Below are 25,844 nucleotides of genomic sequence, written 5' to 3'. Positions count from 1 at the left end.
TTTCTGAATCGCTCTGTTTTTGGGTGGCGCAATCGCGGAGTAGGGCGAAACCAGCGATACGGCACGAGCCTTGCTGTGAAAACCGTCAATAAGCGTGCTATCAAAATAATGGCACCCAAGTGGAGGGTTTTCTGTGTCTGCCGTTCTCTCACTGTTACAAAGCCGTCTACTGCGGCCAGTATTCGTTACCCTTGGTATCGCTCTTTTGGTGCAAGTGCTGGTGGCTGTTGCACTGACACGAAGCACGGTGACGGCATTAGAGTCTGATCTGGACACGCGCCTGGGGGTCGACAGCCAAAAGCTGACGGCTGAACTGGAGCAGGCCGGGCGTGAAGTCAAAGGCAGTCTGGACGGGCTCTCCGCCAGTACCCGTCAGCGGCTGACGGCGGGCCTGGCGCCGCGCTTGAAAGAAGAGCAGGTGCAGGTGCGAGCGGCTCTGGAGAGAAGCTTGATGGATTCGGCCAACGACATGGCGCAACTATTGGCCGCCGTGGCACCGCGGGCCATGTGGGACAGTGATGTCCCGACACTATCCGAATTCGCACGCCGCGCTCAGCGAAATCCCAATGTGTTGTTCGTGGTGTATGACGACGCCGCTGGTCAGCACCTGACGCGTTACTTGAATCGCGATAATCCCATCAACAAGGCCCTGTTGGAGAAAGGGCAGGGTGAGCGTGCCCTGGATAAAGTACTGGATGCTGCTCGGCATGACCCTTCGGTGTATTACCTCGAAGCCTCCATTAGCCCAAATGGCGTTGAGATTGGCAAAGTGCTGATGGGTGTCTCAACGGCGTCGATCGAACAAGACCTGGTGGCCCTGGATCAGCGATTTAACGGGTTGATCGCCAGCAGTGATCAGTTGGTCGGCGCAAGCCTGCAAGGCGCGGCCAGTGATAGTGCGGGGGTTTTGCGCACTCGCCTTGAGTCCGCGCAGGCTGCGGCGGCACAGATGCAAGTCAACACCGCGCAGACCGTGCGCGAGGCGGCTGACACCTTGCGCTGGCGTATTGGCCTGGGGTTGGCGATTGTTGGTCTGGGGGTGTTGCTGTTGCTGGCCGTGGTGCTGGGGCGGCGTGTGGTCAACAAATTGTTACTGCTGATCGCCGCGCTGGATGATCTGGCGGCAGGCGAGGGCGATCTGACCAAGCGCGTGGGTCTTAACAGCAAGGATGAAATCGGTGACATGGCGGCGGCGGTCAATCGCTTTGTCGACAAGTTGCAGCCCATCGTGCGCGAGGCGGGGGATGTGGCGCAGCGTACCGGGGTCGAGATCGGCGTGATGACTTTGCGCAATGCCGGGGCGGATGCTGCCGCGCAATTGCAGCGTGATGAAGTCGCACAAAGTCTGCATGCGCTGTCGACCATGGCGGATGCTGCGCAATCCGAGAGCCAGGCGATGCAGGCCGCGCTCAAGCAGGTGGTGGATATCCGTCAGGCCACCGATGAAAACACTCGTACCTCGGCCAAGGTCGGCGGCCTGATTGAGGCGCTGGCGGGGCAGGTGGGCGAGGGTGCCAAGGTGATTGAGCGGTTGGCACAGCAAAGCGAGCAAATCGAAGTGGTCCTGACCGTGATTCACGGCATTGCCGAGCAAACCAATCTGCTGGCCCTCAACGCGGCGATCGAAGCGGCGCGGGCAGGGGAGACGGGTCGGGGGTTTGCCGTGGTGGCAGATGAAGTGCGGGCACTGGCCAGTAAGACCCAAAGCTCCACTGGCGATATTCAGGCACATATCGTGGCGTTGCAGCAGGGCGCGAAAGAGGCGGTGGCGGCGATTGGTCTGGCGGGGCGTCAGGCCGATGAGGGGTTGGCGGTGCTGCGTGGCAGCGTGCAATTGCAGAAAACCATGCAGACTTCAGTCGAGCAGGTGCATACCGCCATTGGTGAGGCGACCAAAGCGGCAGAGCATCAGGCGCAAGGAGCGCATGCGGTACGTGGGCGGGTTGAAGTGATTCATGCTCAGGCCGAGCGTGCTGCGCAGGCGGTGACCCAAACCACGGCCAGCGGCAAGGTACTGGACGGGTTGGCGGCGCAGCTTAAAGCGAGTTTGGGGCAGTTCAGGGCGTGAGATAAAATCTGCCCTCGCCCTCTCCCTTTGGGAGAGGGGTGGGGTGAGGGTCAGCGGCTCAAATACATCTTCGTGGTCAGCAGATACACCGGCAGTCCCGACACGAGAATCAACAGCGCCGCATAAGGCGCGGCTGCGGCAAACTCGATGTTTGAGGTATGCGACCAGACCTGGGTCGCCAGGGTGTTAAGTCCGGTAGGGCTAAGCAGCAAGGTCGCCGTCAGTTCTTTCATCCCGTCCAGAAACACCAGCGCAAACGCTGCGCCCAGAGCTGGGAAGATGATCGGTAGCGTCACCCGGCAAAATGCCGAGAACGACGTGGCGCCCAGGGTTCGTGCTGCTTCTTCCAGTTGCGGTGCTGCCTTGTTCAAGGCTGTGCGGATCGGTGCCTGCGCCAGTGGCAAAAACAGCAGCGCATAGGCAATCAGCAACAAGGCCGAAGTCTGATACAGCGCCGGTACGTAGTGCAGGGCGAAGTACACCAGTGCCAGGGCAATCACCAGTCCCGGCAGCGCATGCAGCAGGTAGGGCAGGCGTTCGGCCCAGATTGCCAGCGGGCCTTTATAGCGCACCACCAGCAGCCCGACCGGTACAGCCAGCACCAGGCACAATGCAGCCCCGCCCAGCGCCAGGGACAGCGAAGAAAGTAGCGCTTCGCCAATCTCGGCCGCAGGGAAGGCTGCGGAGCTGCCCTTGACCAGCCAGTACACCAACATCCCCAGCGGGATGCCGCTGCCAACCACCGCCAGTGCCAGGCAATACAGTTGCCCTGCCAGTGACCATTTACCCAAACGTACCTGCTCGGCCCGCCGTGCAGCGCCTTGGCCGATACGAATGTGGCGGCCCTTGCCGCGCACTTTCAGCTCCAGCCACAGCAGGCTCAAGCACATCACCAGCAATACTGCCGAGAGCATCGCCGCGTTGGCGTTGCTGAACTCCAGCTCGAATTGCTGATAAATCGCCGTGGTGAAGGTCTGCAGGCCGATGATCGACAGTGCACCGAACTCCACCAGCATGTGCAGGGCAATCAGCAGCGAACCGGCCAGCAACGAGGGCCATAGCAGCGGCAGGGTGATGTTGTAAAACACTCCCCAGCGGTTCTGGCCCAGGGTACGGGCCGACTCCTCAAGAGCCGGGTCAAGGTTGCGCAGGGTGGCCGCTACCGGCAGAAAAATCAGCGGGTACTTGGACAGGCTCATCACCAGAATCGCTCCGCCCAGGCCTTCAAAGCTGGCGCTGAGCGAGACCCAGGTAAAGCTGCTGACAAACGCCGGTACGGCAAACGGCAGGCACAGGATCACGCCCCACAGGCGCCGTCCCTGCAGGTTGCTGCGTTCCAGCAACCAGGCCAGGGACAGGCCGACCACAGCGCAGGTCACGGTGACGCCGACCATCAGCAGCAAGGTGTTGCGCATCAGGCCAAAGACATAGGGCCGCCACAACAGGTGCAGCGCTTCAGACCACCCGGCTTGCCAGGCTTTGGTGCCGACATACAGCAGCGGCAGCAGGCTCAGGCCCACCAGTAGCAGAACGGGCAACAGCAGCCAGATCGAAGGCCGTTTACGGGTGGGCGTAAAGCGTGCAGGTTGGGCGGCAGACAGCATCAGAGCAGGCCTACATCGCGTTCCAGGTCCAGCGCTTCTTCCGCGTTGCCTAGGTCGGCAGGTGTCACTTTTGGCGGTTGCAGCTCTTCAAATGGCTTGAGGCCACGTTCGGAAACCATACCTTTGCGCATCGGGTATTCAGCGGTGGTATTGGTGATCACACGCTGGCCCTCTTCGCTGGCCATGTAAGCGAGCAACTGCTGGGCCTCTTTCGGATGTTTGCTGGCCTTGAGTACGCCAGCACTGGACACGGTGATCAGGCCGCCGGCATCGCCATCGGTGAAGTAATACAGCTTGGAATCCAGCTGGCCCTTTTCGCGCTGCAAGGCAAACCAGTAGTAGTTGTTGACCAGTACGGCGGCCACTTCACCGTTTTCTACCGCTTTGAGCGCCACCATATTGTTGGTGTAGGTCTTGCCGAAGGCGCGCAGGCCGGTCAGCCACTCTTCTGCGGCTTCACGTCCGTGCAGTTTGATAATGGCGACGGCCTGTTCCTGGAATGCACCGCTGGTAGGTACGAAACCGATCTTGCCTTGCCACTCGGGGTCGGCGAAATCCATTACCGACTTGGGTAACTGGTCTTCGCTGATCTTCTTCGGGTTGAACGCGACAACGCGGGTGCGCGCAGTTACGCCGATCCAGGTGCCGTTAGCGGCCACGTACTCCTTGGGCAGCACTTGCAGGGTGCTGTCATCGGCCTTGGCCAGAAAACCCTGCTCGCCCAGATTGTTCAGGGGCGGCGACTCTTCGGCGTAGAACACGTCAGCAGGCGAGCGGTCGCCTTCTTCCATGATCTGGCTGGCCAACTGGTTGCTGCTGCCCTTGCGCACATTGACGTGAATCCCGGTTTTGGCTTCGAAGGCCTTGGCGAGGTTATCGCCGACTTCCTTGTGCTGGCCGTTGTACAGCGTCAGCGATACAGGATCGGCAGCATGGGCGGGGGCGGTCAGTGCAAGACCGAGGATGGAGAGAGTCAGACCGCGCAGTAGAGATGTCGCAAGCCGGGTATTTCGGAGCATCATTCGCTGGGTTCCTCGCTTGGGTACTACAAAACTTGTAACAATAATAAACGATATTGTTTCTCAAGTGCACTTGACGGCGAGGTCGATGGTCGTAAGCGATGGTGTGCCAGGGGGTGATGCGTGCCCCTGAAACGCAAAAACCCGCTTTCGCGGGTTTTTGTGAGGTTTCAAATGTATTCGATGAAAACACTTGAAACTTGAATTGGTGCCCAGAAGAAGACTCGAACTTCCACGACCTTGCGGTCACCAGCACCTGAAGCTGGCGTGTCTACCAATTTCACCATCTGGGCAGTATCAGCAACGTTGCCGCTGTTGATGTGGCGCATAATACGGAGAGCTTTTGGATCTGTAAACCCCTGTTTTAATTTTATTAAATCAGCGGCTTAGAAGATCTTAAATGCAAAAACCCGCTTTCGCGGGTTTTTGTGTGAGGCTGAAGAGTGTACTACTCTGCAATCTCGAATTGGTGCCCAGAAGAAGACTCGAACTTCCACGACCTTGCGATCACCAGCACCTGAAGCTGGCGTGTCTACCAATTTCACCATCTGGGCATTATCTTCAACACTGTTGCCGTTGTCGATGGCGCGCACTATACGGATGACCCTTTGACCTGTAAAGCGTTGTGATTAAAAATATTGAAAATTTTTCGCGAACGGTTGGGCTGCAGCGTCAAAGCGGGTCAGAAAGGACTATTAAGGCTCAGTGTGTGCCTGAAATTTCCCGTTTCAATACGCGTATGCCAAACTAACCCGCATATAGACAAGGTGAAAACTATCTAATGGCCGATTGGCAGACCCTCGATCCCGAGGCCGCACGTGAAGCGGAAAAATACGAAAACCCTATCCCTAGCCGTGAACTGATCCTTCAGCACCTGGCCGAGCGTGGCTCGCCTGCTGCTCGTGAACAGTTGGTGGAAGAGTTCGGTCTGACTACAGAAGACCAAATCGAGGCCTTGCGTCGTCGCCTGCGTGCGATGGAGCGCGATGCCCAGCTTATTTACACTCGTCGGGGCACTTATGCGCCGGTGGACAAGCTCGACCTGATTCTCGGCCGCATCAGTGGTCACCGTGATGGCTTCGGCTTCCTGATCCCGGATGATGGTAGCGACGACCTGTTCATGAGCCCGTCGCAAATGCGCCTGGTGTTCGATGGCGACCGTGCGCTGGCCCGTGTTTCGGGTCTGGACCGTCGTGGTCGTCGTGAAGGCGTGATCGTCGAAGTGGTGTCGCGTGCTCACGAAACCATCGTGGGTCGTTACTTTGAAGAAGGCGGCATCGGCTTTGTAGTAGCCGACAACCCGAAGATCCAGCAAGAAGTGCTGGTAACGCCGGGCCGCAACGCTGGCGCGAAAGTTGGCCAGTTCGTTGAAGTGAAGATTACTCACTGGCCGACGCCACGCTTCCAGCCGCAAGGCGATGTGCTTGAGGTCGTAGGCAACTACATGGCTCCGGGCATGGAAATCGATATTGCCCTGCGTACTTACGACATTCCTCACGTCTGGCCCGAAGCTGTCCTTAAGGAAGCAGGCCGGTTGAAGCCGGAAGTCGAAGACAAAGACAAAGAGAAGCGCATCGACCTGCGTCATCTGCCGTTCGTCACCATTGACGGCGAAGATGCGCGCGACTTCGATGACGCCGTTTTCTGTGAAGCCAAGCCTGGCAAGTTGCGCCTGTTCTCCGGCGGTTGGAAGTTGTACGTGGCGATTGCCGACGTTTCCAGCTACGTGAAAATCGGTTCGGCACTGGATGCCGAAGCGCAAGTTCGCGGTAACTCGGTGTACTTCCCTGAGCGCGTGATCCCGATGCTGCCTGAGCAGCTGTCCAACGGCCTGTGCTCCCTGAACCCGAAAGTCGACCGTTTGGCCATGGTTTGCGAGATGACTATCTCCAAAACCGGCGAAATGACCGATTACCAGTTCTATGAGGCGGTGATTCACTCCCAGGCGCGCCTGACCTACAACAAGGTCAGCACCATCCTGGAACAGCCGAAAACCAACGAAGCCAAGCAACTGCGCAGCGAATACGCTGATGTAGTGCCGCACCTCAAGCAGCTGTACTCGCTGTATAAAGTGCTGCTGGCTGCCCGTCATACTCGTGGCGCGATTGATTTTGAAACTCAGGAAACCCGAATCATCTTCGGTTCCGATCGCAAAATCGCCGACATTCGCCCAACCACCCGTAACGACGCGCACAAGCTGATCGAAGAATGCATGCTGGCCGCTAACGTAGCCACAGCTGAGTTCCTCAAGAAGCACGAAATTCCTGCGCTGTATCGCGTTCACGATGGTCCGCCGCCGGAGCGTCTGGAAAAGCTGCGCGCGTTCCTCGGTGAGCTGGGCCTGAGCCTGCACAAAGGCAAGGATGGTCCGTCGCCGAAGGATTACCAGGCATTGCTGGCCAGCATCAAGGATCGTCCTGATTTCCACCTGATCCAGACCGTGATGCTGCGTTCGTTGAGCCAGGCGGTATACAGCGCTGATAACCAGGGTCACTTCGGCCTGAACTATGAAGCCTATACCCACTTCACCTCGCCGATTCGTCGCTACCCGGATCTGTTGACGCACCGCGCAATTCGCAGCGTGATCCATTCCAAAATGGACACCCCGCACGTTCGCCGTGCTGGCGCGATGACCATTCCGAAAGCGCGTATCTATCCGTACGACGAAGCGATCCTGGAGCAGCTCGGCGAGCAGTGCTCCATGAGCGAGCGCCGTGCTGATGAAGCTACGCGTGACGTGACCAACTGGCTCAAGTGCGAGTTCATGAAGGATCGCGTCGGCGAGTCGTTCCCGGGTGTAGTAACGGCAGTCACCGGTTTTGGCCTGTTCGTGGAACTGACCGATATCTACGTCGAGGGTCTGGTTCACGTGACCGCCTTGCCGGGTGACTACTACCACTTCGATCCTGTGCATCACCGCCTGGCGGGCGAGCGCACCGGTCGCAGCTTCCGCTTGGGCGACACCGTTGAAGTGCGGGTAATGCGCGTCGATCTCGACGAACGCAAAATCGACTTCGAAATGGCGGAAAAAACCCTCAGCGCGCCGATTGGTCGTAAAAATCGCACTGCTGATGCGCCTAAAGCTAAAAATGCAGGCAAGTCGGGCACCAAGCCGACTGAAAAACCAGTCGAGCCAGCACCTGCTGCACGTCGTAGTGCGCCAGCCAAGGCTGTCAAGAAGTCCACCGACGACACCTATCGCCCTGGCGATGCTGCGGCGAAAAACGCCGAGCTGCGCAAGAGCCGTGAATTGAAGCAGGCGTTGCTGGCCGAATCAAAAAGCGGCGGTCGGACATCGGAGCCGGGAAAGTCGGGTAGGGCTGCACCTGCTAAAGATGCAGGCAAGCCCTCCAAGCCGAGTAAACATCGTAAAGGCCCGCCAAAATCGGGCGCCGCTCCTGCTGCCAAAAGCGGCGGGTCGCGCAAACCTAAGGCCAAGTCATGAGTCAGTTGGAAAAAATCTACGGCATTCACGCTGTAGAAGCGTTGCTTCGTCATCACCCAAAGCGCGTCAAGCAGGTATGGCTGGCGGAGGGTCGTAGCGATCCTCGCGTTCAGACCCTGATCGCGCTGGCTGATGAAAGCCGGGTAGCGGTGGGCAATGCTGAGCGTCGCGAAATGGACGTTTGGGTTGAGGGCGTGCACCAGGGTGTTGTGGCTGATGTAAGCCCGAGCCAGGTGTGGGGTGAGGCCATGCTCAACGAATTGCTGGATCGCACCGAAGGTGCTCCGCTGATTCTGGTGCTGGACGGCGTAACCGACCCGCACAACTTGGGTGCTTGCCTGCGTACGGCCGATGCTGCCGGTGCGTTGGCGGTTATCGTGCCCAAGGACAAGTCTGCAACCTTGACTCCGACTGTACGGAAAGTGGCCTGTGGTGCAGCGGAAGTTATTCCGTTGGTTGCAGTTACCAACCTTGCGGCCACCCTGAAAAAGCTTCAGCAGCGCGGTCTGTGGATCGTCGGCACTGCTGGTGAAGCCGAGCAGGAACTGTACGAGCAAGACCTGACTGGCCCGACCATCCTGATCATGGGTGCTGAAGGCAAGGGCATGCGTCGCCTGACGCGTGAGCATTGCGATTACCTGGTGCGCCTGCCAATGGCCGGTAGCGTCAGCAGTCTGAACGTATCGGTTGCGACAGGCGTCTGCCTGTTCGAAGCCCTGCGTCAGCGCAGCGTCAAAGCCAAGACTTCTTCGAAGAAGAAGTAAGCAAGACTTGTAGTCGCTGCCGCAGGCTGCGATCGGGCGCGAAGCGCTCGGCCTGACGGTCTGCGTTTGAGGGCCTTCGGCCTTATCGCAGCCTGCGGCAGCGGCTACAGAGTTTTGGTGATTAAAGATTGTTCAAATAATCACCAATTGCCTTGCGCCTCTGTTGTCCCTTCTCTACAATTGCGCCCCTTGCCGTCATGGCGGGCGCATATGTGCCTCTCTAGGCAAGACACACAAGTGTCATTCACTCCTTGTCTGACCGCTTTTTAGTTAGCGGCAGGCTACAACCCGTAAGGAGCATTCATGCGTCATTACGAAATCATCTTTTTGGTCCACCCGGATCAAAGCGAACAAGTCGGCGGCATGGTAGAGCGTTACACCAAGCTGATCGAAGAAGACGGCGGCAAAATCCACCGTCTGGAAGATTGGGGCCGTCGTCAACTGGCCTACGCAATCAACAATGTTCACAAGGCTCACTACGTGATGCTGAACGTTGAGTGCACTGGCAAAGCCCTGGCTGAGCTGGAAGACAACTTCCGTTACAACGATGCTGTGATCCGTAACCTGGTCATCCGTCGCGACGAAGCCGTAACTGGCCAGTCCGAGATGCTCAAGGCTGAAGAGAACCGCAGTGAGCGCCGTGAGCGTCGTGACCGTCCTGAGCATTCTGACAGCGCCGATGGCGATGACAGCGATAACAGCGACGCCAGCGATAACGCTGACGAGTAATCCACGGACCTTTTGAGGAGCCAATTACATGGCACGTTTCTTCCGTCGTCGTAAATTCTGCCGCTTCACCGCAGAAGAAGTGAAAGAGATCGATTACAAGGATCTCAACACTCTGAAAGCTTACGTATCCGAGACCGGCAAAATTGTTCCAAGCCGCATCACCGGTACTAAAGCTCGTTATCAGCGTCAGCTGGCCACCGCTATCAAGCGCGCCCGCTTCCTGGCCCTGCTGGCCTACACCGACAGCCACGGCCGCTGAGACCGGGCAGTCGACAAGTAGTAAAGGATTGAAATCATGCGTGCCTTAGCTGAGTTCATCATGCGAGGCCGTGTGCAGGCCACGTTAATCGTGGCCGGATGTGCGGCATTGCCGTTTTTGTTCTGGTTGAGTGCTGCTGCAGGTTGCCTTGTGCTCCTGCGGCGCGGTCCGAGAGATGCCTTGAGCATCCTCTCATGGGCTTTACTACCGGCCTTGGTCTGGTGGTTTATCGGGGAACCTCGCACCCTTATGGTGTTGCTGGGAACTCTGGGGTTGGCGTTGATGTTACGCGCCGGCCAGTCCTGGAATCGCGTGCTGCTGGTCAGCGTAGCGTTGGGTGTGGTGTATGGCGTGATCCTGGGTACGGTTTTCCGCGAACCCATTGGTGCGATGGCGCAGGAGTTGGAAAAACTTCTGCCGCAGGTCCTCAATGGTCTCTACGACAAGTTATCTGCCGTAGAGCGAGCGCGCCTTGGAGCACTGATTGCACCCGTCCTCACCGGTTTGATTGCAGCTTTGATGCAGGTCGTCAGCGTGCTTAGCCTGATGCTTGGGCGTTATTGGCAGGCGTTGTTGTATAACCCGGGCGGTTTTGCCAGCGAATTTCGCAGCATCCGCCTACCGCTTGGACCAGCGCTCGTATTGCTGGCGTGCATGCTTATAGGGCCGAATTTCGGTCCTGAAATGGCCATGCTTACGCCGTTGTGCAGCCTAGCGTTGTTCTTCGCCGGGCTAGCCCTGATTCACGGGCTGGTGGCGCAAAAGCGACTGGCCAAGTTTTGGTTGGTGGGGTTGTACGTCACGCTGTTGCTATTTATGCAGCTGATCTATCCGTTGCTCGTGGTCTTGGCCATTGTCGACAGCCTGATTGATTTTCGTGGACGTCTGGCACCGAAAGGTGTCGATAAAGACTCTGCGGACGGTGAAGGTTAAAAGTTAAGAGGATTTTCACATGCAACTGATCCTTCTGGAAAAAGTCGCGAACCTGGGCAACCTGGGCGACAAAGTAAATGTTAAGGCCGGTTACGGTCGTAACTACCTGCTGCCGTACGGCAAAGCTACCGCTGCAACCGCTGCCAACCTGGCTGCGTTTGAAGAGCGTCGTGCTGAGCTGGAACAAGCTGCTGCAGACAAAAAAGCTTCGGCTGAAACACGCGCTGCCCAACTGGCTGAGCTGGAAGTGACTATCACTGCCACCGCTGGCGACGAAGGCAAGCTGTTCGGTTCGATCGGTACTCACGACATCGCTGATGCACTGACCGCCTCCGGCGTTGAAGTTGCTAAAAGCGAAGTTCGTCTGCCGAACGGCACTATCCGCAACGTTGGCGAATTCGACGTGGCTGTGCACCTGCACGCCGAAGTTGAAGCAACCGTACGCGTTGTTGTGGTAGCTGCTTAAGCAGTCTTAACTGACTGGCACCTTGTGTGTCAGACGGTTAACATCGGGCACGATCCTGTTTACAGGTCGTGCCCTTTGTCTTTCTGCAGTTTCTGATTTTCAAACCCCCTGTTTTTACAAACAACTCAAGTGGCCATGAACGATATCTCCGCTCCTGAGCAATACGACCTACAAACCGCAGCCCTGAAGGTGCCTCCGCATTCCATCGAGGCCGAACAGGCCGTGCTCGGTGGTTTGATGCTGGATAACAACGCCTGGGAACGCGTGTTGGATCAGGTCTCGGACGGCGATTTCTATCGGCATGACCACCGCCTGATCTTTCGGGCCATCGCCAAGCTGGCGGACCAGAACTCCCCGATCGACGTCGTGACCCTTGCCGAGCAATTGGACAAGGAAGGTCAGACCTCGCAAGTCGGTGGCTTGGGTTACCTCGGTGAGCTGGCAAAAAACACCCCGTCGGTCGCTAACATCAAGGCCTATGCGCAGATCGTTCGCGAACGCGCCACCTTGCGTCAGCTGATCGGCATCAGCACTGAAATCGCCGACAGCGCGTTCAACCCTGAGGGGCGCAATGCGGCAGAAATTCTCGATGAAGCCGAGCGTCAGATTTTTGCGATTGCCGAGGCCCGGCCAAAAACCGGCGGCCCGGTCAGCGTTAACGATCTGTTGACCAAAGCTATCGACCGCATCGACACCCTGTTCAATACCGACAACGCGATCACTGGCCTGTCCACCGGTTATACCGATCTGGACGGCATGACCAGTGGCTTGCAACCGTCGGACTTGATCATCGTTGCTGGTCGTCCATCGATGGGTAAAACCACCTTTGCGATGAACCTCGTTGAAAACGCCGTTCTGCGCAGTGAAAAAGCGGTACTGGTTTACTCCCTCGAGATGCCAGGCGAATCGCTGATCATGCGTATGTTGTCGTCGTTGGGCCGTATCGACCAGACCAAGGTCCGTGCCGGTCGCCTCGAAGACGACGATTGGCCGCGCCTGACGTCGGCGGTCAACCTGCTCAATGACCGCAAGCTGTTTATCGATGACACGGCCGGTATCAGCCCATCGGAAATGCGCGCGCGGACCCGACGCTTGGTGCGTGAGCACGGTGAAATCGGTCTGATCATGATCGACTACCTGCAACTGATGCAGATCCCGGGCTCGGGCGGTGACAACCGGACCAACGAAATTTCCGAGATTTCGCGATCTCTCAAGGCCCTGGCCAAGGAATTCAACTGCCCGGTCGTGGCGTTGTCGCAGCTCAACCGTTCCCTTGAGCAACGGCCCAACAAGCGCCCGATCAACTCCGACTTGCGTGAATCCGGAGCCATCGAGCAGGATGCCGACGTCATCATGTTCGTGTATCGGGACGAGGTGTACCACCCCGAAACCGAGCACAAGGGCATTGCCGAAATCATCATCGGCAAGCAGCGTAACGGCCCGATCGGTACTACGCGCCTGGCGTTTATCGGCAAATACACGCGCTTTGAAAACCTGGCGCCGGGCAGCTACAACTTCGACGACGATTAATCTGCCTGGCTCCTGTGGGAGCTTTCAGGCACACCGCAGTGATGCCATCGCCAGCAGGCTGGCTCCCACGGTTAATCAACGTGTGCCAATCAATTCCGACCATTGCCGTCGGAATTGATCATTTTTTGTGCTATATTCCGCGCCCGCGAATTTCTTAGTAAATGACGCGCCCCCATTTTCTGTACTCAACACCGGTCATCGACATGCAAGCAGCCAAGCCTCTATTTGACTATCCGAAGTACTGGGCCGAATGTTTCGGTCCAGCGCCATTCCTGCCGATGAGCAGGGAGGAGATGGATCAGCTTGGCTGGGATTCATGCGACATCATCATCGTCACCGGTGATGCCTATGTCGATCACCCCTCGTTCGGTATGGCGATCATTGGTCGTCTGCTGGAGTCCCAGGGCTTCCGTGTGGGCATCATTGCCCAGCCGAACTGGCAGTCCAAAGACGACTTCATGAAGCTGGGCGAGCCGAACCTGTTCTTCGGCGTCGCAGCCGGCAACATGGACTCGATGATCAACCGCTATACCGCTGACAAAAAGATCCGTTCCGATGACGCCTACACCCCTGGTGGCATGGCTGGCAAACGTCCGGATCGCGCCAGCCTGGTGTACAGCCAGCGCTGCAAGGAAGCCTATAAAAATGTACCGATCGTGCTCGGTGGCATCGAGGCTTCCCTGCGCCGCATCGCGCATTACGACTATTGGCAGGACCGCGTACGCAACTCGATCCTGATCGACGCCTGCGCCGACATCCTGTTGTACGGCAACGCCGAGCGCGCCATTGTTGAAGTGGCCCAGCGTCTGTCCTACGGCCACAAGATCGAAGACATTACTGACGTTCGCGGCACCGCGTTCATTCGCCGTGACACGCCAAAAGATTGGTACGAAGTCGACTCCACGCGTATCGACCGTCCGGGCAAGATCGACAAGATCATCAACCCGTACGTCAATACCCAGGACACCCAGGCCTGCGCTATCGAGCAGGAAAAGGGCCCGGTCGAAGATCCGAACGAAGCCAAGGTGGTGCAAATCCTGGCTAGCCCGCGCATGACCCGTGACAAGACGGTTATCCGTTTGCCATCGGTTGAAAAAGTGCGTGGTGACTCGGTTTTGTATGCTCACGCGAACCGTGTATTGCACCTTGAAACCAACCCGGGCAACGCCCGTGCGCTGGTGCAAAAGCATGGCGAAGTGGACGTGTGGTTCAACCCACCACCGATCCCGATGACCACCGAAGAAATGGACTACGTGTTTGGCATGCCATACGCACGTGTTCCGCACCCTGCGTACGGCAAGGAAAAGATCCCGGCCTACGACATGATTCGTTTCTCGGTGAACATCATGCGTGGCTGCTTCGGCGGCTGCACCTTCTGCTCGATCACCGAGCACGAAGGCCGAATCATCCAGAACCGTTCCGAAGAGTCGATCATTCGCGAAATCGAAGAGATCCGCGACAAGGTGCCAGGCTTCACCGGCGTCATTTCCGACCTCGGCGGTCCGACCGCGAACATGTACCGCATCGCCTGCAAAACGCCTGAGATCGAATCCGCGTGCCGCAAGCCGTCCTGCGTATTCCCCGGTATCTGCCCGAACCTGAACACCGACCACTCGTCGCTGATCCAGCTGTATCGCAGTGCCCGCGCCTTGCCGGGCGTTAAGAAAATCTTGATCGCATCCGGTCTGCGCTATGACCTCGCGGTCGAGTCGCCGGAATACGTGAAAGAGCTGGTAACTCACCACGTTGGTGGTTATCTGAAGATCGCCCCGGAACACACCGAGGAAGGTCCGCTCAACCAGATGATGAAACCGGGCATTGGCAGCTATGACAAGTTCAAGCGCATGTTCGAGAAGTACACCAAGGAAGCAGGCAAAGAGCAGTACCTGATCCCGTACTTCATCGCCGCTCACCCCGGCACCAAAGACGAAGACATGATGAACCTGGCCATTTGGCTCAAGACCAACGGGTTCCGTGCCGACCAGGTGCAGGCGTTCTACCCGTCGCCGATGGCTACTGCCACCGCGATGTACCACTCGGGCAAGAACCCGCTGCGCAAGGTCACGTACAAGAGCGACTCGGTGACTATCGTCAAGAGCGAAGAGCAGCGCCGTCTGCACAAGGCGTTCTTGCGCTACCACGACCCGAAAGGCTGGCCAATGCTGCGTGAAGCTCTGACCCGCATGGGTCGTGCTGACCTGATCGGTTCGGGCAAGGATCAACTGATCCCGCTGCATCAGCCCGCGACTGACAGCTACCAGAGTGCGCGTCGCAAAAACTCGACGCCTGCTGGCAGCCACAAGGTAGCCGGTGAGAAAACCACCAAGATTCTTACCCAGCACACCGGCCTGCCGCCGCGTGCCAGCGATGGTGGTAACCCGTGGGACAAGCGTGAACAGGCCAAGGCTGCGGCATTTGCCCGTAACAAGCAGGCTGCTAAAGAGCGTCACGAAGCAGCCAAGGGCGGCAAAAGCCAAAAGCCGACCCGCAAGCCGGTAGTGCCTCGCTAACTCTGGCTCCGTAGCAGCTGCCGAAGGAACGAGGCAGCTGCTACGGAGTTTGTGTATTAAGTGGCACATCAACGCCAGCCTTAGGGCTGGCGTTGTGCTTTCTGCGCGCTGAGAAGCCTGCCTGGCGTGCGTAGGCTGTTTGCTGAGCAAAGGGTAGGGCGTGCGCTTTAAAGCGTCTGAGGGCGTTCTGGCTAACTGCGAGGATCAGCAGCCGGGCTGCTGATCCTGATCACAGATCCTGTGGGCCGGGTTGTGGATAACCGGGCCGAGGGGGGAGCTTAAGCAGTTGGAGCTTTATCTTCTGTAGCGCCGGTATCTTCTGCGGCGACTTCACTTTCGGCGTCGACTTCGTCATCCAGTTCGGTGTCTACGATGCCACTTTCAGCAGCCGCTTTCTTGCGGGCAAGCTTTTCCTCTTTCTTCTGCTCTTTAGCCAAGTCTCTTTGACGCTTAGCGAAGTTATAGTTTGGTTTGGCCATGGGCGATCCTCTTGGGGTCGAAGGTGAGGTTAAGCGGCGCGTATTCTGCCCTGTATTAGTGCTTAGCCGTTAGCTGGGTTTTTGCAAGGTTGTATTTTGCGCTGAAAATACGACTCTACGCCCACCCAAAAACCGGTTGTGGATTAAATCTCGTCGCGACCACAGGCGCCACAGGCATAGGCGGCCAGCAAACAGGTCATTAATGCAGGAAGTCTCATCACTTATTCCCCAAAAATCAAAATGATGACCTAAGGTTATATGCGCTATGTCCGTTTTACAGATCAATTGTCTCGATCATAGCGATAGACCATGACCCAGATCATATGAATCGATACAATTTTCAGGCAATCTGTATACAGATTTTGCTTTTCATACCCTGCCTTGGAGATCCACCATGTTTGCCAAAGTTGTTGCGGTATCCCTTTTGACCTTGGCCAGCGGCCATTTGTTGGCGGCTGAGTGCGCTGTGACTGTCGATTCGACTGACCAGATGTCTTACAACACCAAAGAGATCGTCATCGACAAATCCTGCAAGACCTTCACTGTGAACCTGACGCACTCCGGCAGCCTGCCGAAAAACGTCATGGGTCATAACTGGGTCCTGGGCAAAAAGGCAGACATGCAGGCAATTTCGACTGACGGTATTGCAGCTGGCCTGGATAAAAACTACCTCAAAGACGGTGACGAGCGCGTAATTGCCCACACCAAAGTGATCGGCGCCGGTGAGAAAGACTCGGTGACTTTCGACGTGGCCAAACTCAAGGCGGGCGAAGAGTATGAATTCTTCTGCACCTTCCCGGGCCACAACTCGATGATGAAAGGCGCCGTGGTTCTTAAATAAGACCCCGCAGCCCACCAACAGCCCTGGCCTTGTGTCAGGGCTGTTTGCATTCAGGGTCAGGCTTTTGAGTCGGTCATCTTGAAAATGCCTTGGGCGTTGCTGCTGTCGAAGTTCAGATCAATGCGGTCAGTCTCGGGGTCGACCTTGCGCTGAATAAACTCCACAAACGACCCGGGCACAGTGTGCTCGCGGTACACCCCGGCGCTATCGATCAAGCCTCGGGTGACGGTGCAGGCACGATACGCGGTCTGCATGACTCTGCCCGAGGCCGAGACTTCGATACTGTCTTTCATTGGCCGCTGCAGGTCACGTTGCTGCGCGACGCAGGCTTCAAGATCCTCTACCCGGTCGGTGAGGTGGTTGAAGCTGTTGCCCTCGGTGGCAATCCAGGCCATTTCGGCACTTTCATTGAGCAGGCACTGATAGTCCGCTTCGTGTACCACGCCATGTTGACAGCCGAATGCCTGATACAGCGCCGGTAACAGGGTTTGGGCTTCGCTCAGGCTGCAATGGCGGGTAAGGCTCAGGCGTTTGAGGATGCTTTCGTGCTCGGCTTGTAGCGGGTCGAGGCTGGAGCCGACCACACGGCTGACGGCTTGTTGAAAGGCTTCGCTGAAACGCCCCGGATGCAGTTCCGAGACAAAGAACTGCGCAATGTCCTCGGGCAGGTCCATTTGTCTGTAGCCCCAGCCAGTCATGTTCAGTTTGGTCAGGGGGTAGGTTCGTACATCGGTAAAGCCCAAGGGCTCAAGCAAACGGGAAAATGCCTGACGGCCACGGGGCAGCTCGCCGTTTGCGGGCCAGTCCACCGTGCGGATAGCGCCGTGGTCAAACACCACCTTGCGCCCGTGTTGAGCCTGTTCTTGCACATAGCGTCGACCATCCGGTACGGCCTCCACCAGCTTGTGCAGCAGGCACAGGTTCAATGCCTCGGCGAGCCATGCCCGGTGCAGCGCCTGCTCATGCCAACTGAAACGCAGCAGCCCTTCAGGCACCTCGACATGCTTGCGCAACCAGGTGGATGCCGGTTGACCGAGCAAAGAATCGACAAGGGAGAACAAACCATCGAAAGAAGACATGGGGCAGGGCTCTGGCGACGAAATAGACGTCTATCAAAGCCTGTGCAAGAGGGGGCGACAAGCGAAAAAAAACGCGGGGTTCATTCCGTTTTTTCGTATTGCCTATGATGAAACCACTGTAGGAGCGGGCTTGCTCGCGATAGCACCACCTCGATTTGCCTGACAAATCGCGGCGCCTGCATCGCGAGCAAGCCCGCTCCCACAATGATCAAGGCGCGAACGGCATCTCACGCTTGTGGTGGGTTTTTTCGTACGTGCTGCGGATGATGTTGAACGCTTCGTCGCTCACCGGTTCGCCATGCAGGAAGGCATCAATCTCGGCATAGGTTACGCCGTGGGATGCTTCATCAGGTTTGCCCGGCTCCAGGTCTTCAAGGTCGGCAGTAGGGACTTTCTCTACCAGTGATTCCGGGGCACCAAAGTGCCGCGCAATTGCCCGCACCTGATTTTTTACCAGCCCGCTGAGCGGCGCCAGGTCACAGGAACCGTCACCGAACTTGGTGAAGAAGCCCATCACCGCTTCGGCCGCGTGGTCGGTGCCGATCACCAGCCCGCCAGTCGCGCCGGCGATGGTGTATTGCGCCACCATGCGCATCCGCGCCTTGGTGTTGCCCAGCACAAAATCCACGGTGGCTGGCGGCTTGCCGTCAAAGGCGCTTACTTCAGCGGCCAGGGCCTTGACGGCCGGGCCGATGTTTACGGTTTGACGCTCATCCGGGTTGATAAAGTCGACTGCCGCCGTGGCGTCGACTTCGTCGTGCTGCACGCCGTACGGCAAGCGCACGGCAATAAAGCGGTACGCCTGATCGCCGGTCTGCTCGCGCAACTGCTCGACCGCGCGCTGTGCCATCAAGCCTGCGGTCAGTGAGTCGACCCCGCCGCTGATACCCAGTACCAGGGTCTTGAGCCTGGCGTTGTGCAGGCAGCACTGTATAAAAGTGATGCGTCGGGCGACCTCGGCCTCAAGGGCGGCGATGTCTTTAAACGGCGGCTGGACCTTGAGGTCTTCAGCAATCTGACGCTGTATGGCCTGCATGATTCACTCCTTGGAAGACTGTTCAGGAACTTGGAAAACGTGGCGCAAGTAGGCGGCGAAGTTTGGGTCGGAGCAATGGGTCTTGCCCGGTTCATCGGAAATCTTGGCCACTGGCGAGCCATTACAGGCGGTCATTTTAAGCACGATGCTCATCGGCTCAACCCCCGGAATGTCGCAGGTCAGGTTGGTGCCGATGCCGAAGCTGACATTGATCCTGCCGCGCAGTGCGCGGAAAATTTCCAGCGCCCGGGGCAGGGTCAGGCTGTCGGAGAACACCAGAGTTTTGCTCATCGGATCAATGCCCAGCTTGTGGTAATGGGCAATGCATTTTTCAGCCCACACTACGGGATCGCCCGAGTCGTGGCGCAAACCGTCGAACAGCTTGGCAAAGTACAGATCAAAATCTTTCAGGAAGGCATCGGTGGTGATGCAGTCCGTCAAGGCTATCCCCAGTAAACCGCGATATTCCCGCACCCAGCAGTCGAGCGCTGCACTCTGGCTGTCGATCAGTCGCGGCCCCAGTTGTTGGTGCGCCATGATCCACTCGTGGGCCATGGTGCCCAGCGGTTTCATGTCCAGCTCGCGGGACAGATTGACGTTGCTGGTGCCGACAAAGCGCCCGGGGAAGTCGTGTTTGAGTACGCTGACCACTTCTTCCTGCACGCGATACGAAAACCGTCGGCGAGTACCGAAGTCGGCGACCTGCAACTCGGACAATTCTTCGGTGCTGGCGTTGGCCTGCAACCAGTCGAATTTGCGATACAGCTGCTCGCGGGCCTGGGACAGCACCGTGTCTGCATAACGCGAGCGGTTACGTACTTCGCTGACAATCGCCAGCATTGGCACTTCAAACAAAATCACATGCAGCCACGGCCCACGCAGGCGGATAACCAGCTCGCCGTTTTCGATAGCGGTGTGAACGTAGCGCATATTGAAGCGAAACAGGCCCAGGAAGCGTATGAAGTCGGGCTTCATAAACGTGATTCGCTCCAGAAACCCCAACTGGTCCTGAGTCATGCTCAACTCGCCCAGGCGTTCGATCTGGTGGCGAATCTCGTTGAGATAGGGGCGTAAATCCTCGCTGTTGCGGCAGCGGAATTCCCACTCGACTTCAACGTTGGGGTAGTTGTGCAGCACCGCCTGCATCATGGTCAATTTGTAGAAGTCGGTGTCGAGCAGGTTCTGCACGATGCGATCGGCAAATACACTCTCGCTCATAGCGGCAATCTCCATGCTGCCCGTGCCTTATTACCACGGTGTTCAGCTTTTTCAATGAATGGCGCTAGTGGCGCATATCCGCAGGCGCTTTTGCCAGCGGTTTTTATATTTGAAGCAACGAGACGAGCAAAACCCTGTAGCAGTTGACGAGCAGTGCGAGGCTACGTCCGGCTGCTACGAAGATTTGCGTACCTCACTTGACCTGCAACCGAGTATATAGAGGCTCACTGGTCATTCAGTTGCTCCATCATCCAGCTCACAAACGCGCGCACCTTGGGCACGCCTGCCGAATGTTCAGGATACGCCAGGTAATACGAGTCGCGACTCGGCATCAGGTGTTGCCAGGCGATCACCAGTTTGCCGTCGGCCAATTCTTCTTCCACCAGGAATTTGGGTAGCAGCGCCACGCCACATCCCTCCTGCGCGGCACGGATGCACATATAGAAGGTATCAAAGCGTGGCCCGTGATAGCTGTGGTCGGTGCAATACCCCTGATCCTCGAACCACTCGTGCCAGGCCTGTGGCCGCGAAGCGTTTTGCAACAGCACCAGATCCGTCAGTTGGGTTGGGTCCGTCATTGGCGTGCGCGGCAGGCTTGCGGGTGCACACACGGCCACCAGTTCCTCGCCAAACAGCTTCAGACACTCACTGCCCGGTCGTGAACCCTGGCCGAAATAAAACGCTAGATCGCTGCGCCCTTGCAGCAGATCGTCGCCTTGTTGCTCGTTGCACAGGTCCAGATGGATCTGCGGATGGCGAATCCCCCAGCCCTTGAGGCGCGGCACCAGCCAGCGGGCACCGAAGGTTGATGGGGTCGAGACCCGCAATACTTCTGTTTCACCGCCATAGGAGCGCAGGGTGTGGGTCGACATCTCGACCTGGGTCAGGATTTTTCGGACTTCTACCAGATACAGATCGCCGGCGGGTGTGAGCTGAAGGCGGCGGCGCACACGGCGAAACAGCAAGTGTTGCAGCAACTCTTCGAGCTGCGCGACCTGTTTGCTGACGGCACTCTGGGTCAGGTTCAGCTCTTCGGCGGCGCGGGTGAAGCTCAGGTGACGGGTCACTGCTTCAAAACACTGCAACGCCGTGATCGAGGGGAGATGGCGCTTGTTGAGCATAAAAAGGGCCTTGATTCTTGTTGTCAGGCAACGTTACCAGCGCAGCATGAATTTTCGGAATGATATCTCGCTTAAAGGTCGTTTGTTGCCGTCATGGGAGCCAGCTACAACTAACGGCCTGCGAATTATCTTTCTCAAGTTCAAGGAGTGCCCCCAATGGTTGCTGCATTACTGGATCGTCTTGGTGTGAATCCCGCGCTGTATCAGCAGGGTAATCAGCCGGTATACACGCCGATTGATGGCAGCCAGATTGGCGCCGTGCACTGGGAAGGTGCCGCCGAAACCGAACAACACGTGACCCGCGCCGAGCACGCATTCGAGGCCTGGCGCAAAGTGCCAGCCCCGCGCCGTGGGGAGCTGGTGCGCCAGTTCGGCGATTTGCTGCGTGAGTACAAGGCCGATCTGGGCGAGCTGGTGTCGTGGGAAGCGGGCAAGATCACCCAGGAAGGCTTGGGCGAAGTGCAGGAAATGATCGACATCTGCGACTTTGCCGTCGGCCTGTCGCGCCAGCTCTATGGCTTGACCATCGCTTCGGAGCGTCCGGGCCACCATATGCGTGAGACCTGGCACCCGCTGGGCGTGATAGGGGTGATCAGCGCATTCAATTTCCCGGTGGCGGTCTGGGCGTGGAACACCACGTTGGCGCTGGTATGCGGCAACTCTGTGATCTGGAAGCCGTCCGAGAAAACCCCGCTCACCGCGCTGGCCTGCCAAGCGCTGTTTGACCGGGTCCTGAACTCATTCAGCGACGCACCCAAGTACCTGGCCCAAGTGATTATCGGTGGCCGTGAGGCCGGTGAAGCACTGGTTGAAGACCCGCGTGTCGCGCTGATCAGTGCCACCGGCAGCACCCGCATGGGCCGTGAAGTGGCGCCAAAAATCGCCGCCCGCTTTGCCCGCAGCATTCTGGAACTGGGCGGCAACAACGCAATGATCCTTGCCCCGAGTGCCGATCTGGACATGGCCGTGCGCGCCATTCTGTTCAGCGCCGTCGGCACTGCCGGTCAGCGTTGCACCAGCCTGCGCCGTCTGATCGCCCATGAGTCGGTCAAGGAAGAAATTGTCACCCGGCTCAAGGCCGCCTATTCCAAAGTGCGTATCGGTCATCCGCTGGAAGGTAATTTGGTGGGGCCGCTGATCGACAAGCACAGCTTTGAAAACATGCAGGATGCGCTGGAGCAAGCCCTGAGCGAAGGCGGCCGGGTGTTTGGGGGGGAACGTCAATTGGCTGGCCAGTACCCTGGCGCTTACTACGTGGCCCCGGCGATTGTGGAAATGCCCGAGCAGAGCGATGTAGTGTGCGATGAAACCTTCGCTCCGATCCTGTACGTGGTCGGTTACAGCGACTTTGCCGAGGCGCTGCGCCTGAACAACGCCGTGCCCCAAGGCCTGTCGTCGTGCATTTTCACGACCGACGTGCGCGAGGCTGAGCAATTTATGTCCGCTACCGGCAGTGACTGCGGGATCGCCAACGTCAATATCGGGCCCAGCGGCGCGGAAATTGGCGGCGCATTTGGTGGTGAGAAAGAAACCGGCGGCGGCCGCGAGTCGGGCTCTGATGCGTGGCGCGGTTATATGCGCCGCCAGACCAACACCGTGAACTACTCGCTGGAGTTGCCGTTGGCGCAGGGGATTACCTTCGATTGAGTGAGAGGAGTACACCCCTGTAGCCGCTGCCGAAGGCTGCGATAAGGGCCGCAGGACCTTCTTTCATTCATGAAAGCCAGGGTCGCTGCGCAACCCATCGCAGCCTTTGGCCGCGGCTACAGGTGATTTGCGTTTGGTTGGGTTTCATTTCTGGAGCTTGGCAATGCCTCTACAAGAACAATGTCTATGGGAAAACCTCACCCCACAACGCCCTCAGGCGCCCACTTTCAAGGGTGAACTCAGCGTTGATGTCTGTGTGATTGGTGCCGGAATTACCGGCCTGTCAGCCGCCATCCATTTGCTTGAGCAGGGCAAAAGTGTATGTGTGCTCGAAGCGCATCGCACCGGGCATGGCGGTTCGGGTCGTAACGTAGGACTGGTTAACGCCGGGATGTGGATCGCGCCGGATGATATTGAAGCCGGTTTCGGGGAAGCGGTCGGTAGCCAGCTCAATCGCATGCTCGGTGCCGCGCCCGCGCTGGTATTCAGCCTGATCGATAAATACCGCATCGACTGCCAGTTGCGCCGCGAAGGCACACTGCACATGGCCCATAACGCCAAGGGCGAAGCCGATCTGCGCAGCCGCGAGCAGCAATGGAAGCGCCGCGGGGCGCCTGTGGAATTACTCACCGGTGCTGCGTGCGAAGCCGCCACCGGCACCACCAAAATTGCCGCTGCCTTGCTTGACCGTCGCGCGGGAACCCTCAACCCGATGGCCTACACCTCGGGCTTGGCCAAGGCTGCCGGTGATCTGGGCGGGCGCTTGTTTGATCACTCGCCCGTAACCGGGCTTGAGCGCCAGGGCCAGCGCTGGTCGGTACAAACCGCACTGGGTGCGGTGAATGCCGAACAGGTGGTGCTGGCGTCCAATGCCTACACCGAAGGCGAATGGACTGACTTACGCCGCAACTTTTTCCCCGGTTACTACTACCAGGTTGCCTCCAAGCCGCTGACTGACGCCACTGCCGCCCGGATCTTGCCCGGCGGTCAGGGCTCATGGGACACCCGGCAGGTGTTGAGCAGCATCCGCCGCGATGCCGAGGGCCGCTTATTGCTGGGCAGCCTGGGCAATGGCAATCAAAAGCCTGCCTGGTTTCTCAAAGCCTGGGCCGACCGTGTGCAACAGCACTACTTCCCGTACCTCAAGGGCGTGGAGTGGGAATGCACCTGGACCGGTTGTATCGCATTTACCCCTGATCACTTGATGCGTTTGTTCGAGCCAGCACCCGGTTTGGTGGCAGTTACCGGGTACAACGGTCGGGGCGTGACTACTGGCAGTGTGGTGGGCAAAGCGTTTGCCGACTACTTGTGCAGTGGCGATGCCAAGGCTTTGCCGATTCCTTTTGCGCCAATGCGACCACTGTCTGGCACGGGGCTACGCAGCTGTTTATACGAAGCCGGTTTTTCGCTGTATCACGCCGGACAATGTTTAAGAATTGTGATCTGACGGGGTTTTTTTCTGGATGGCACCGCGTTTCTTCGTGTAGCGACTAGCCTCTAATGGTGCGGCCTGTAGCAGTTACGCACCGAGAGTGTGCAGTTCGGTGACGCACGGGGTTACAGGGCGGTTGCACAGTGCAGGGCAACCCGGTTGCAACGTTTGTTGCGATGGGTGGCGCCAGCAAATAAACAATGGTTTCACCTTCCTCGGTTTAGACGGTTGCACGCCCAATGAAAATGGGCCCGAAACAGTCGATATAACAACAACACAGCGGCTTTTTTAAGAATAAAAAACCAATGGCACGCGCCTTGCTCAGCGCTTTATGTGAAGTCGCAGTGCCAACTAAAAAAACCTCAGGAGCACCACCTCATGTCGCAGACGTTCTACAAGAAAGGTTTTCTGGCCCTCGCAGTGGCTGCTGCTTTGGGCGTGTCCTCGTTTGTTCAGGCAGATGTGAAAATTGGTGTGGCGGGCCCGATGACCGGCGCCAACGCGGCATTTGGTGAGCAGTACATGAAGGGTGCGCAGGCGGCTGCGGATGCAATCAACAAGGCGGGCGGGATTAACGGCGAGAAGATCAAGCTGGTTGCTGGCGACGATGCCTGTGAGCCCAAGCAGGCCGTGGCCGTGGCCAACCGTCTGGTCGATCAGGACAAAGTGATCGGTGTGGTCGGTCACTTCTGCTCTTCGAACACCATTCCTGCTTCCGAGGTGTATGCCGATGCGGGTGTGATCATGATCACGCCGGGCTCGACCAACCCGCAGGTCACTGAGCGTGGGCTGGATGCAGTGTTCCGTATGTGCGGGCGTGATGACCAGCAAGGCATCGTTGCAGGCGACTACATTGTCGACGTGCTCAAGGGCAAAAAAGTAGCAGTCATCAACGACAAGGACACATACGGTAAAGGTCTGGCCGATGCCACCAGTGCACAGCTGACCAAACGCGGCGTGAAACCTATTCTGGAAGAAGGCCTGACCCGGGGTGAGAAAGACTTTAGCGCGCTGGTCACAAAAATCCGCGGCGCCGGTGCTGATGTCGTGTATTTCGGTGGTCTGCACCCAGAAGCCGGTCCGCTGGTCCGCCAGTTGCGTGAAGCGGGTCTCAAGGATGTGAAATTCATGTCGGACGATGGCATCGTGACCGACGAGTTGGTGGCCACTGCCGGTGGCCCGCAGTATGTCGATGGCGTGTACATGACCTTCGGCGCCGACCCGCGCCTGCTGCCGGACAGCAAGGTGGTGGTTGAAGAGTTCCGCAAAGCCGGCACCGAGCCAGAAGGCTACACCCTGTATGCCTATGCTTCGATCCAGGCCCTGGCTGACGCCTTCAATGGCGCTAAATCCAATAAAGGTGAAGACGCAGCCAAGTGGCTCAAGGCCAACCCGGTTAAAACCGTGATGGGTGAAAAAGCCTGGGACGGCAAAGGCGACCTGAAAGTCTCTGACTACGTGGTTTATCAGTGGGACAAAAGCGGCAAATATCACCAGTTGGAAAAACAGAAGTGAGATAGATCGCTCCTGCTGATTCCCTGATTCCTTAGGAACTGGCCAAGCCTGCGATCTTTTAAACACTCAAAAGATCGCAGCCTGCGCCAGCTCCTCCGGATCCAAGGGCATCGGAGGCAAATCGGCATCACCTGTCTTCTTTTCCAGGA

The 25,844-nt window shown here is 57.8% G+C and carries 20 protein-coding genes, 2 tRNA genes and 1 pseudogene; 14 read left to right on the top strand and 9 right to left on the bottom strand.

What is annotated here, in order from left to right:
- Nucleotides 1–451 precede the first annotated feature (451 nt).
- A pseudogene (locus N7D90_RS24760) lies at nt 452–1,162 on the top strand (methyl-accepting chemotaxis protein); the annotation flags it as partial.
- 21 nt (nt 1,163–1,183) lie between these two features.
- The gene (locus tag N7D90_RS24755) at nt 1,184–2,068 is read left to right on the top strand and encodes a methyl-accepting chemotaxis protein (RefSeq protein ID WP_395247920.1); all 885 of its coding nucleotides are present in this window, start codon (nt 1,184–1,186) and stop codon (nt 2,066–2,068) included.
- 50 nt (nt 2,069–2,118) lie between these two features.
- Here N7D90_RS24755 and N7D90_RS22115 read toward each other — a convergent pair whose 3' ends face one another.
- The 4 genes from N7D90_RS22115 to N7D90_RS22100 form a co-directional block, all read right to left on the bottom strand.
- Entirely contained in the window at nt 2,119–3,672 is a 1,554-nt protein-coding gene (locus N7D90_RS22115; RefSeq protein ID WP_261739967.1) for an ABC transporter permease, read from the bottom strand.
- The gene (locus N7D90_RS22110) at nt 3,672–4,694 is read right to left on the bottom strand and encodes an iron ABC transporter substrate-binding protein (protein ID WP_261739966.1); all 1,023 of its coding nucleotides are present in this window, start codon (nt 4,692–4,694) and stop codon (nt 3,672–3,674) included. The genes N7D90_RS22115 and N7D90_RS22110 overlap by 1 nt, the downstream gene beginning before the upstream one ends.
- Nucleotides 4,695–4,897: 203 nt before the next feature.
- Nucleotides 4,898–4,984 (bottom strand) — tRNA-Leu (locus N7D90_RS22105).
- Between the two features lie 174 nt (nt 4,985–5,158).
- A tRNA-Leu gene (locus N7D90_RS22100) sits at nt 5,159–5,245 on the bottom strand.
- 227 nt (nt 5,246–5,472) lie between these two features.
- Between N7D90_RS22100 and rnr the strand changes: the two genes are divergently transcribed.
- The 8 genes from rnr (at nt 5,473) to N7D90_RS22060 (ending at nt 15,327) form a co-directional block, all read left to right on the top strand.
- Complete coding sequence (gene rnr, locus N7D90_RS22095; RefSeq protein WP_261739965.1) at nt 5,473–8,136, top strand: ribonuclease R; 2,664 nt, start codon at nt 5,473–5,475, stop codon at nt 8,134–8,136.
- Nucleotides 8,133–8,900 (top strand): 23S rRNA (guanosine(2251)-2'-O)-methyltransferase RlmB, encoded by a 768-nt coding sequence (rlmB, locus tag N7D90_RS22090; protein WP_048360323.1) that lies wholly within the window; start codon nt 8,133–8,135, stop codon nt 8,898–8,900. The genes rnr and rlmB overlap by 4 nt, the downstream gene beginning before the upstream one ends.
- Nucleotides 8,901–9,203: 303 nt before the next feature.
- Nucleotides 9,204–9,629, top strand: coding sequence for a 30S ribosomal protein S6 (gene rpsF, locus N7D90_RS22085; protein ID WP_003439045.1), 426 nt, complete (start codon nt 9,204–9,206; stop codon nt 9,627–9,629).
- Nucleotides 9,630–9,657: 28 nt separating this feature from the next.
- A complete protein-coding gene (gene rpsR, locus N7D90_RS22080) occupies nt 9,658–9,888 on the top strand; it encodes a 30S ribosomal protein S18 (protein ID WP_003171373.1) in 231 nt (76 codons plus the stop codon).
- Nucleotides 9,889–9,924: 36 nt separating this feature from the next.
- Entirely contained in the window at nt 9,925–10,821 is an 897-nt protein-coding gene (locus N7D90_RS22075) for a hypothetical protein (protein WP_261739964.1), read from the top strand.
- A gap of 19 nt (nt 10,822–10,840) precedes the next feature.
- The gene (gene rplI, locus N7D90_RS22070) at nt 10,841–11,287 is read left to right on the top strand and encodes a 50S ribosomal protein L9 (RefSeq protein WP_003439047.1); all 447 of its coding nucleotides are present in this window, start codon (nt 10,841–10,843) and stop codon (nt 11,285–11,287) included.
- A 135-nt stretch (nt 11,288–11,422) separates the two neighbouring features.
- On the top strand, nt 11,423–12,817 hold the full coding sequence (gene dnaB / locus N7D90_RS22065) for a replicative DNA helicase (protein ID WP_048360319.1): 1,395 nt from the start codon (nt 11,423–11,425) through the stop codon (nt 12,815–12,817).
- Between the two features lie 203 nt (nt 12,818–13,020).
- The gene (locus N7D90_RS22060; RefSeq protein WP_261742508.1) at nt 13,021–15,327 is read left to right on the top strand and encodes a YgiQ family radical SAM protein; all 2,307 of its coding nucleotides are present in this window, start codon (nt 13,021–13,023) and stop codon (nt 15,325–15,327) included.
- Nucleotides 15,328–15,605: 278 nt separating this feature from the next.
- Here N7D90_RS22060 and N7D90_RS22055 read toward each other — a convergent pair whose 3' ends face one another.
- Nucleotides 15,606–15,806, bottom strand: a complete 201-nt coding sequence (locus N7D90_RS22055; protein WP_261739963.1) for a hypothetical protein — start codon at nt 15,804–15,806, stop codon at nt 15,606–15,608.
- Nucleotides 15,807–16,200: 394 nt separating this feature from the next.
- On the opposite strand from N7D90_RS22055, the gene azu reads away from it, so the two are divergent.
- Entirely contained in the window at nt 16,201–16,647 is a 447-nt protein-coding gene (azu, locus tag N7D90_RS22050) for an azurin (RefSeq protein WP_261739962.1), read from the top strand.
- A gap of 56 nt (nt 16,648–16,703) precedes the next feature.
- Here the strand turns inward: azu and N7D90_RS22045 are convergent, their stop codons facing one another.
- From N7D90_RS22045 to N7D90_RS22030, 4 genes are all read right to left on the bottom strand, one after another.
- Nucleotides 16,704–17,726 carry a DUF1338 domain-containing protein gene (locus tag N7D90_RS22045; protein WP_261739961.1) on the bottom strand — a complete coding sequence of 341 codons (1,023 nt, stop codon included), beginning with the start codon at nt 17,724–17,726 and terminating at the stop codon, nt 16,704–16,706.
- 208 nt (nt 17,727–17,934) lie between these two features.
- Nucleotides 17,935–18,762, bottom strand: a complete 828-nt coding sequence (nadE, locus tag N7D90_RS22040; RefSeq protein ID WP_261739960.1) for an ammonia-dependent NAD(+) synthetase — start codon at nt 18,760–18,762, stop codon at nt 17,935–17,937.
- Nucleotides 18,763–18,765: 3 nt separating this feature from the next.
- Nucleotides 18,766–19,980: a nicotinate phosphoribosyltransferase gene (gene pncB, locus N7D90_RS22035; RefSeq protein WP_261739959.1), complete on the bottom strand. Its 1,215-nt coding sequence runs from the start codon at nt 19,978–19,980 to the stop codon at nt 18,766–18,768.
- 224 nt (nt 19,981–20,204) lie between these two features.
- A complete protein-coding gene (locus N7D90_RS22030) occupies nt 20,205–21,101 on the bottom strand; it encodes a LysR family transcriptional regulator (RefSeq protein ID WP_261739958.1) in 897 nt (298 codons plus the stop codon).
- Nucleotides 21,102–21,257: 156 nt separating this feature from the next.
- Here N7D90_RS22030 and N7D90_RS22025 point away from each other — a divergent pair, with 156 nt between their 5' ends.
- From N7D90_RS22025 to N7D90_RS22015, 3 genes are all read left to right on the top strand, one after another.
- Nucleotides 21,258–22,748: an aldehyde dehydrogenase family protein gene (locus N7D90_RS22025; protein WP_261739957.1), complete on the top strand. Its 1,491-nt coding sequence runs from the start codon at nt 21,258–21,260 to the stop codon at nt 22,746–22,748.
- Between the two features lie 163 nt (nt 22,749–22,911).
- Nucleotides 22,912–24,195, top strand: coding sequence for an NAD(P)/FAD-dependent oxidoreductase (locus tag N7D90_RS22020; protein ID WP_261739956.1), 1,284 nt, complete (start codon nt 22,912–22,914; stop codon nt 24,193–24,195).
- Nucleotides 24,196–24,558: 363 nt separating this feature from the next.
- Nucleotides 24,559–25,695, top strand: coding sequence for a branched-chain amino acid ABC transporter substrate-binding protein (locus N7D90_RS22015; RefSeq protein ID WP_261739955.1), 1,137 nt, complete (start codon nt 24,559–24,561; stop codon nt 25,693–25,695).
- Nucleotides 25,696–25,844 lie beyond the last annotated feature (149 nt).

Source organism: Pseudomonas fragi (assembly GCF_025426255.1).
In the GTDB taxonomy this organism is placed as follows: Bacteria; Pseudomonadota; Gammaproteobacteria; order Pseudomonadales; family Pseudomonadaceae; genus Aquipseudomonas; species Aquipseudomonas kulmbachensis.
This window is presented reverse-complemented; position numbering and strand designations above follow the sequence as displayed.

What these genes read in the sequence shown, in the direction of transcription:
- N7D90_RS24755 (WP_395247920.1), top strand. Translation starts at nt 1,184, where the DNA reads ATGGCGGCGGCGGTCAATCGCTTTGTCGACAAGTTGCAGCCCATCGTG.
- N7D90_RS22115 (WP_261739967.1), bottom strand. Translation starts at nt 3,672, where the DNA reads ATGCTGTCTGCCGCCCAACCTGCACGCTTTACGCCCACCCGTAAACGG.
- N7D90_RS22110 (WP_261739966.1), bottom strand. Translation starts at nt 4,694, where the DNA reads ATGATGCTCCGAAATACCCGGCTTGCGACATCTCTACTGCGCGGTCTG.
- rnr (WP_261739965.1), top strand. Translation starts at nt 5,473, where the DNA reads ATGGCCGATTGGCAGACCCTCGATCCCGAGGCCGCACGTGAAGCGGAA.
- rlmB (WP_048360323.1), top strand. Translation starts at nt 8,133, where the DNA reads ATGAGTCAGTTGGAAAAAATCTACGGCATTCACGCTGTAGAAGCGTTG.
- rpsF (WP_003439045.1), top strand. Translation starts at nt 9,204, where the DNA reads ATGCGTCATTACGAAATCATCTTTTTGGTCCACCCGGATCAAAGCGAA.
- rpsR (WP_003171373.1), top strand. Translation starts at nt 9,658, where the DNA reads ATGGCACGTTTCTTCCGTCGTCGTAAATTCTGCCGCTTCACCGCAGAA.
- N7D90_RS22075 (WP_261739964.1), top strand. Translation starts at nt 9,925, where the DNA reads ATGCGTGCCTTAGCTGAGTTCATCATGCGAGGCCGTGTGCAGGCCACG.
- rplI (WP_003439047.1), top strand. Translation starts at nt 10,841, where the DNA reads ATGCAACTGATCCTTCTGGAAAAAGTCGCGAACCTGGGCAACCTGGGC.
- dnaB (WP_048360319.1), top strand. Translation starts at nt 11,423, where the DNA reads ATGAACGATATCTCCGCTCCTGAGCAATACGACCTACAAACCGCAGCC.
- N7D90_RS22060 (WP_261742508.1), top strand. Translation starts at nt 13,021, where the DNA reads ATGCAAGCAGCCAAGCCTCTATTTGACTATCCGAAGTACTGGGCCGAA.
- N7D90_RS22055 (WP_261739963.1), bottom strand. Translation starts at nt 15,806, where the DNA reads ATGGCCAAACCAAACTATAACTTCGCTAAGCGTCAAAGAGACTTGGCT.
- azu (WP_261739962.1), top strand. Translation starts at nt 16,201, where the DNA reads ATGTTTGCCAAAGTTGTTGCGGTATCCCTTTTGACCTTGGCCAGCGGC.
- N7D90_RS22045 (WP_261739961.1), bottom strand. Translation starts at nt 17,726, where the DNA reads ATGTCTTCTTTCGATGGTTTGTTCTCCCTTGTCGATTCTTTGCTCGGT.
- nadE (WP_261739960.1), bottom strand. Translation starts at nt 18,762, where the DNA reads ATGCAGGCCATACAGCGTCAGATTGCTGAAGACCTCAAGGTCCAGCCG.
- pncB (WP_261739959.1), bottom strand. Translation starts at nt 19,980, where the DNA reads ATGAGCGAGAGTGTATTTGCCGATCGCATCGTGCAGAACCTGCTCGAC.
- N7D90_RS22030 (WP_261739958.1), bottom strand. Translation starts at nt 21,101, where the DNA reads ATGCTCAACAAGCGCCATCTCCCCTCGATCACGGCGTTGCAGTGTTTT.
- N7D90_RS22025 (WP_261739957.1), top strand. Translation starts at nt 21,258, where the DNA reads ATGGTTGCTGCATTACTGGATCGTCTTGGTGTGAATCCCGCGCTGTAT.
- N7D90_RS22020 (WP_261739956.1), top strand. Translation starts at nt 22,912, where the DNA reads ATGCCTCTACAAGAACAATGTCTATGGGAAAACCTCACCCCACAACGC.
- N7D90_RS22015 (WP_261739955.1), top strand. Translation starts at nt 24,559, where the DNA reads ATGTCGCAGACGTTCTACAAGAAAGGTTTTCTGGCCCTCGCAGTGGCT.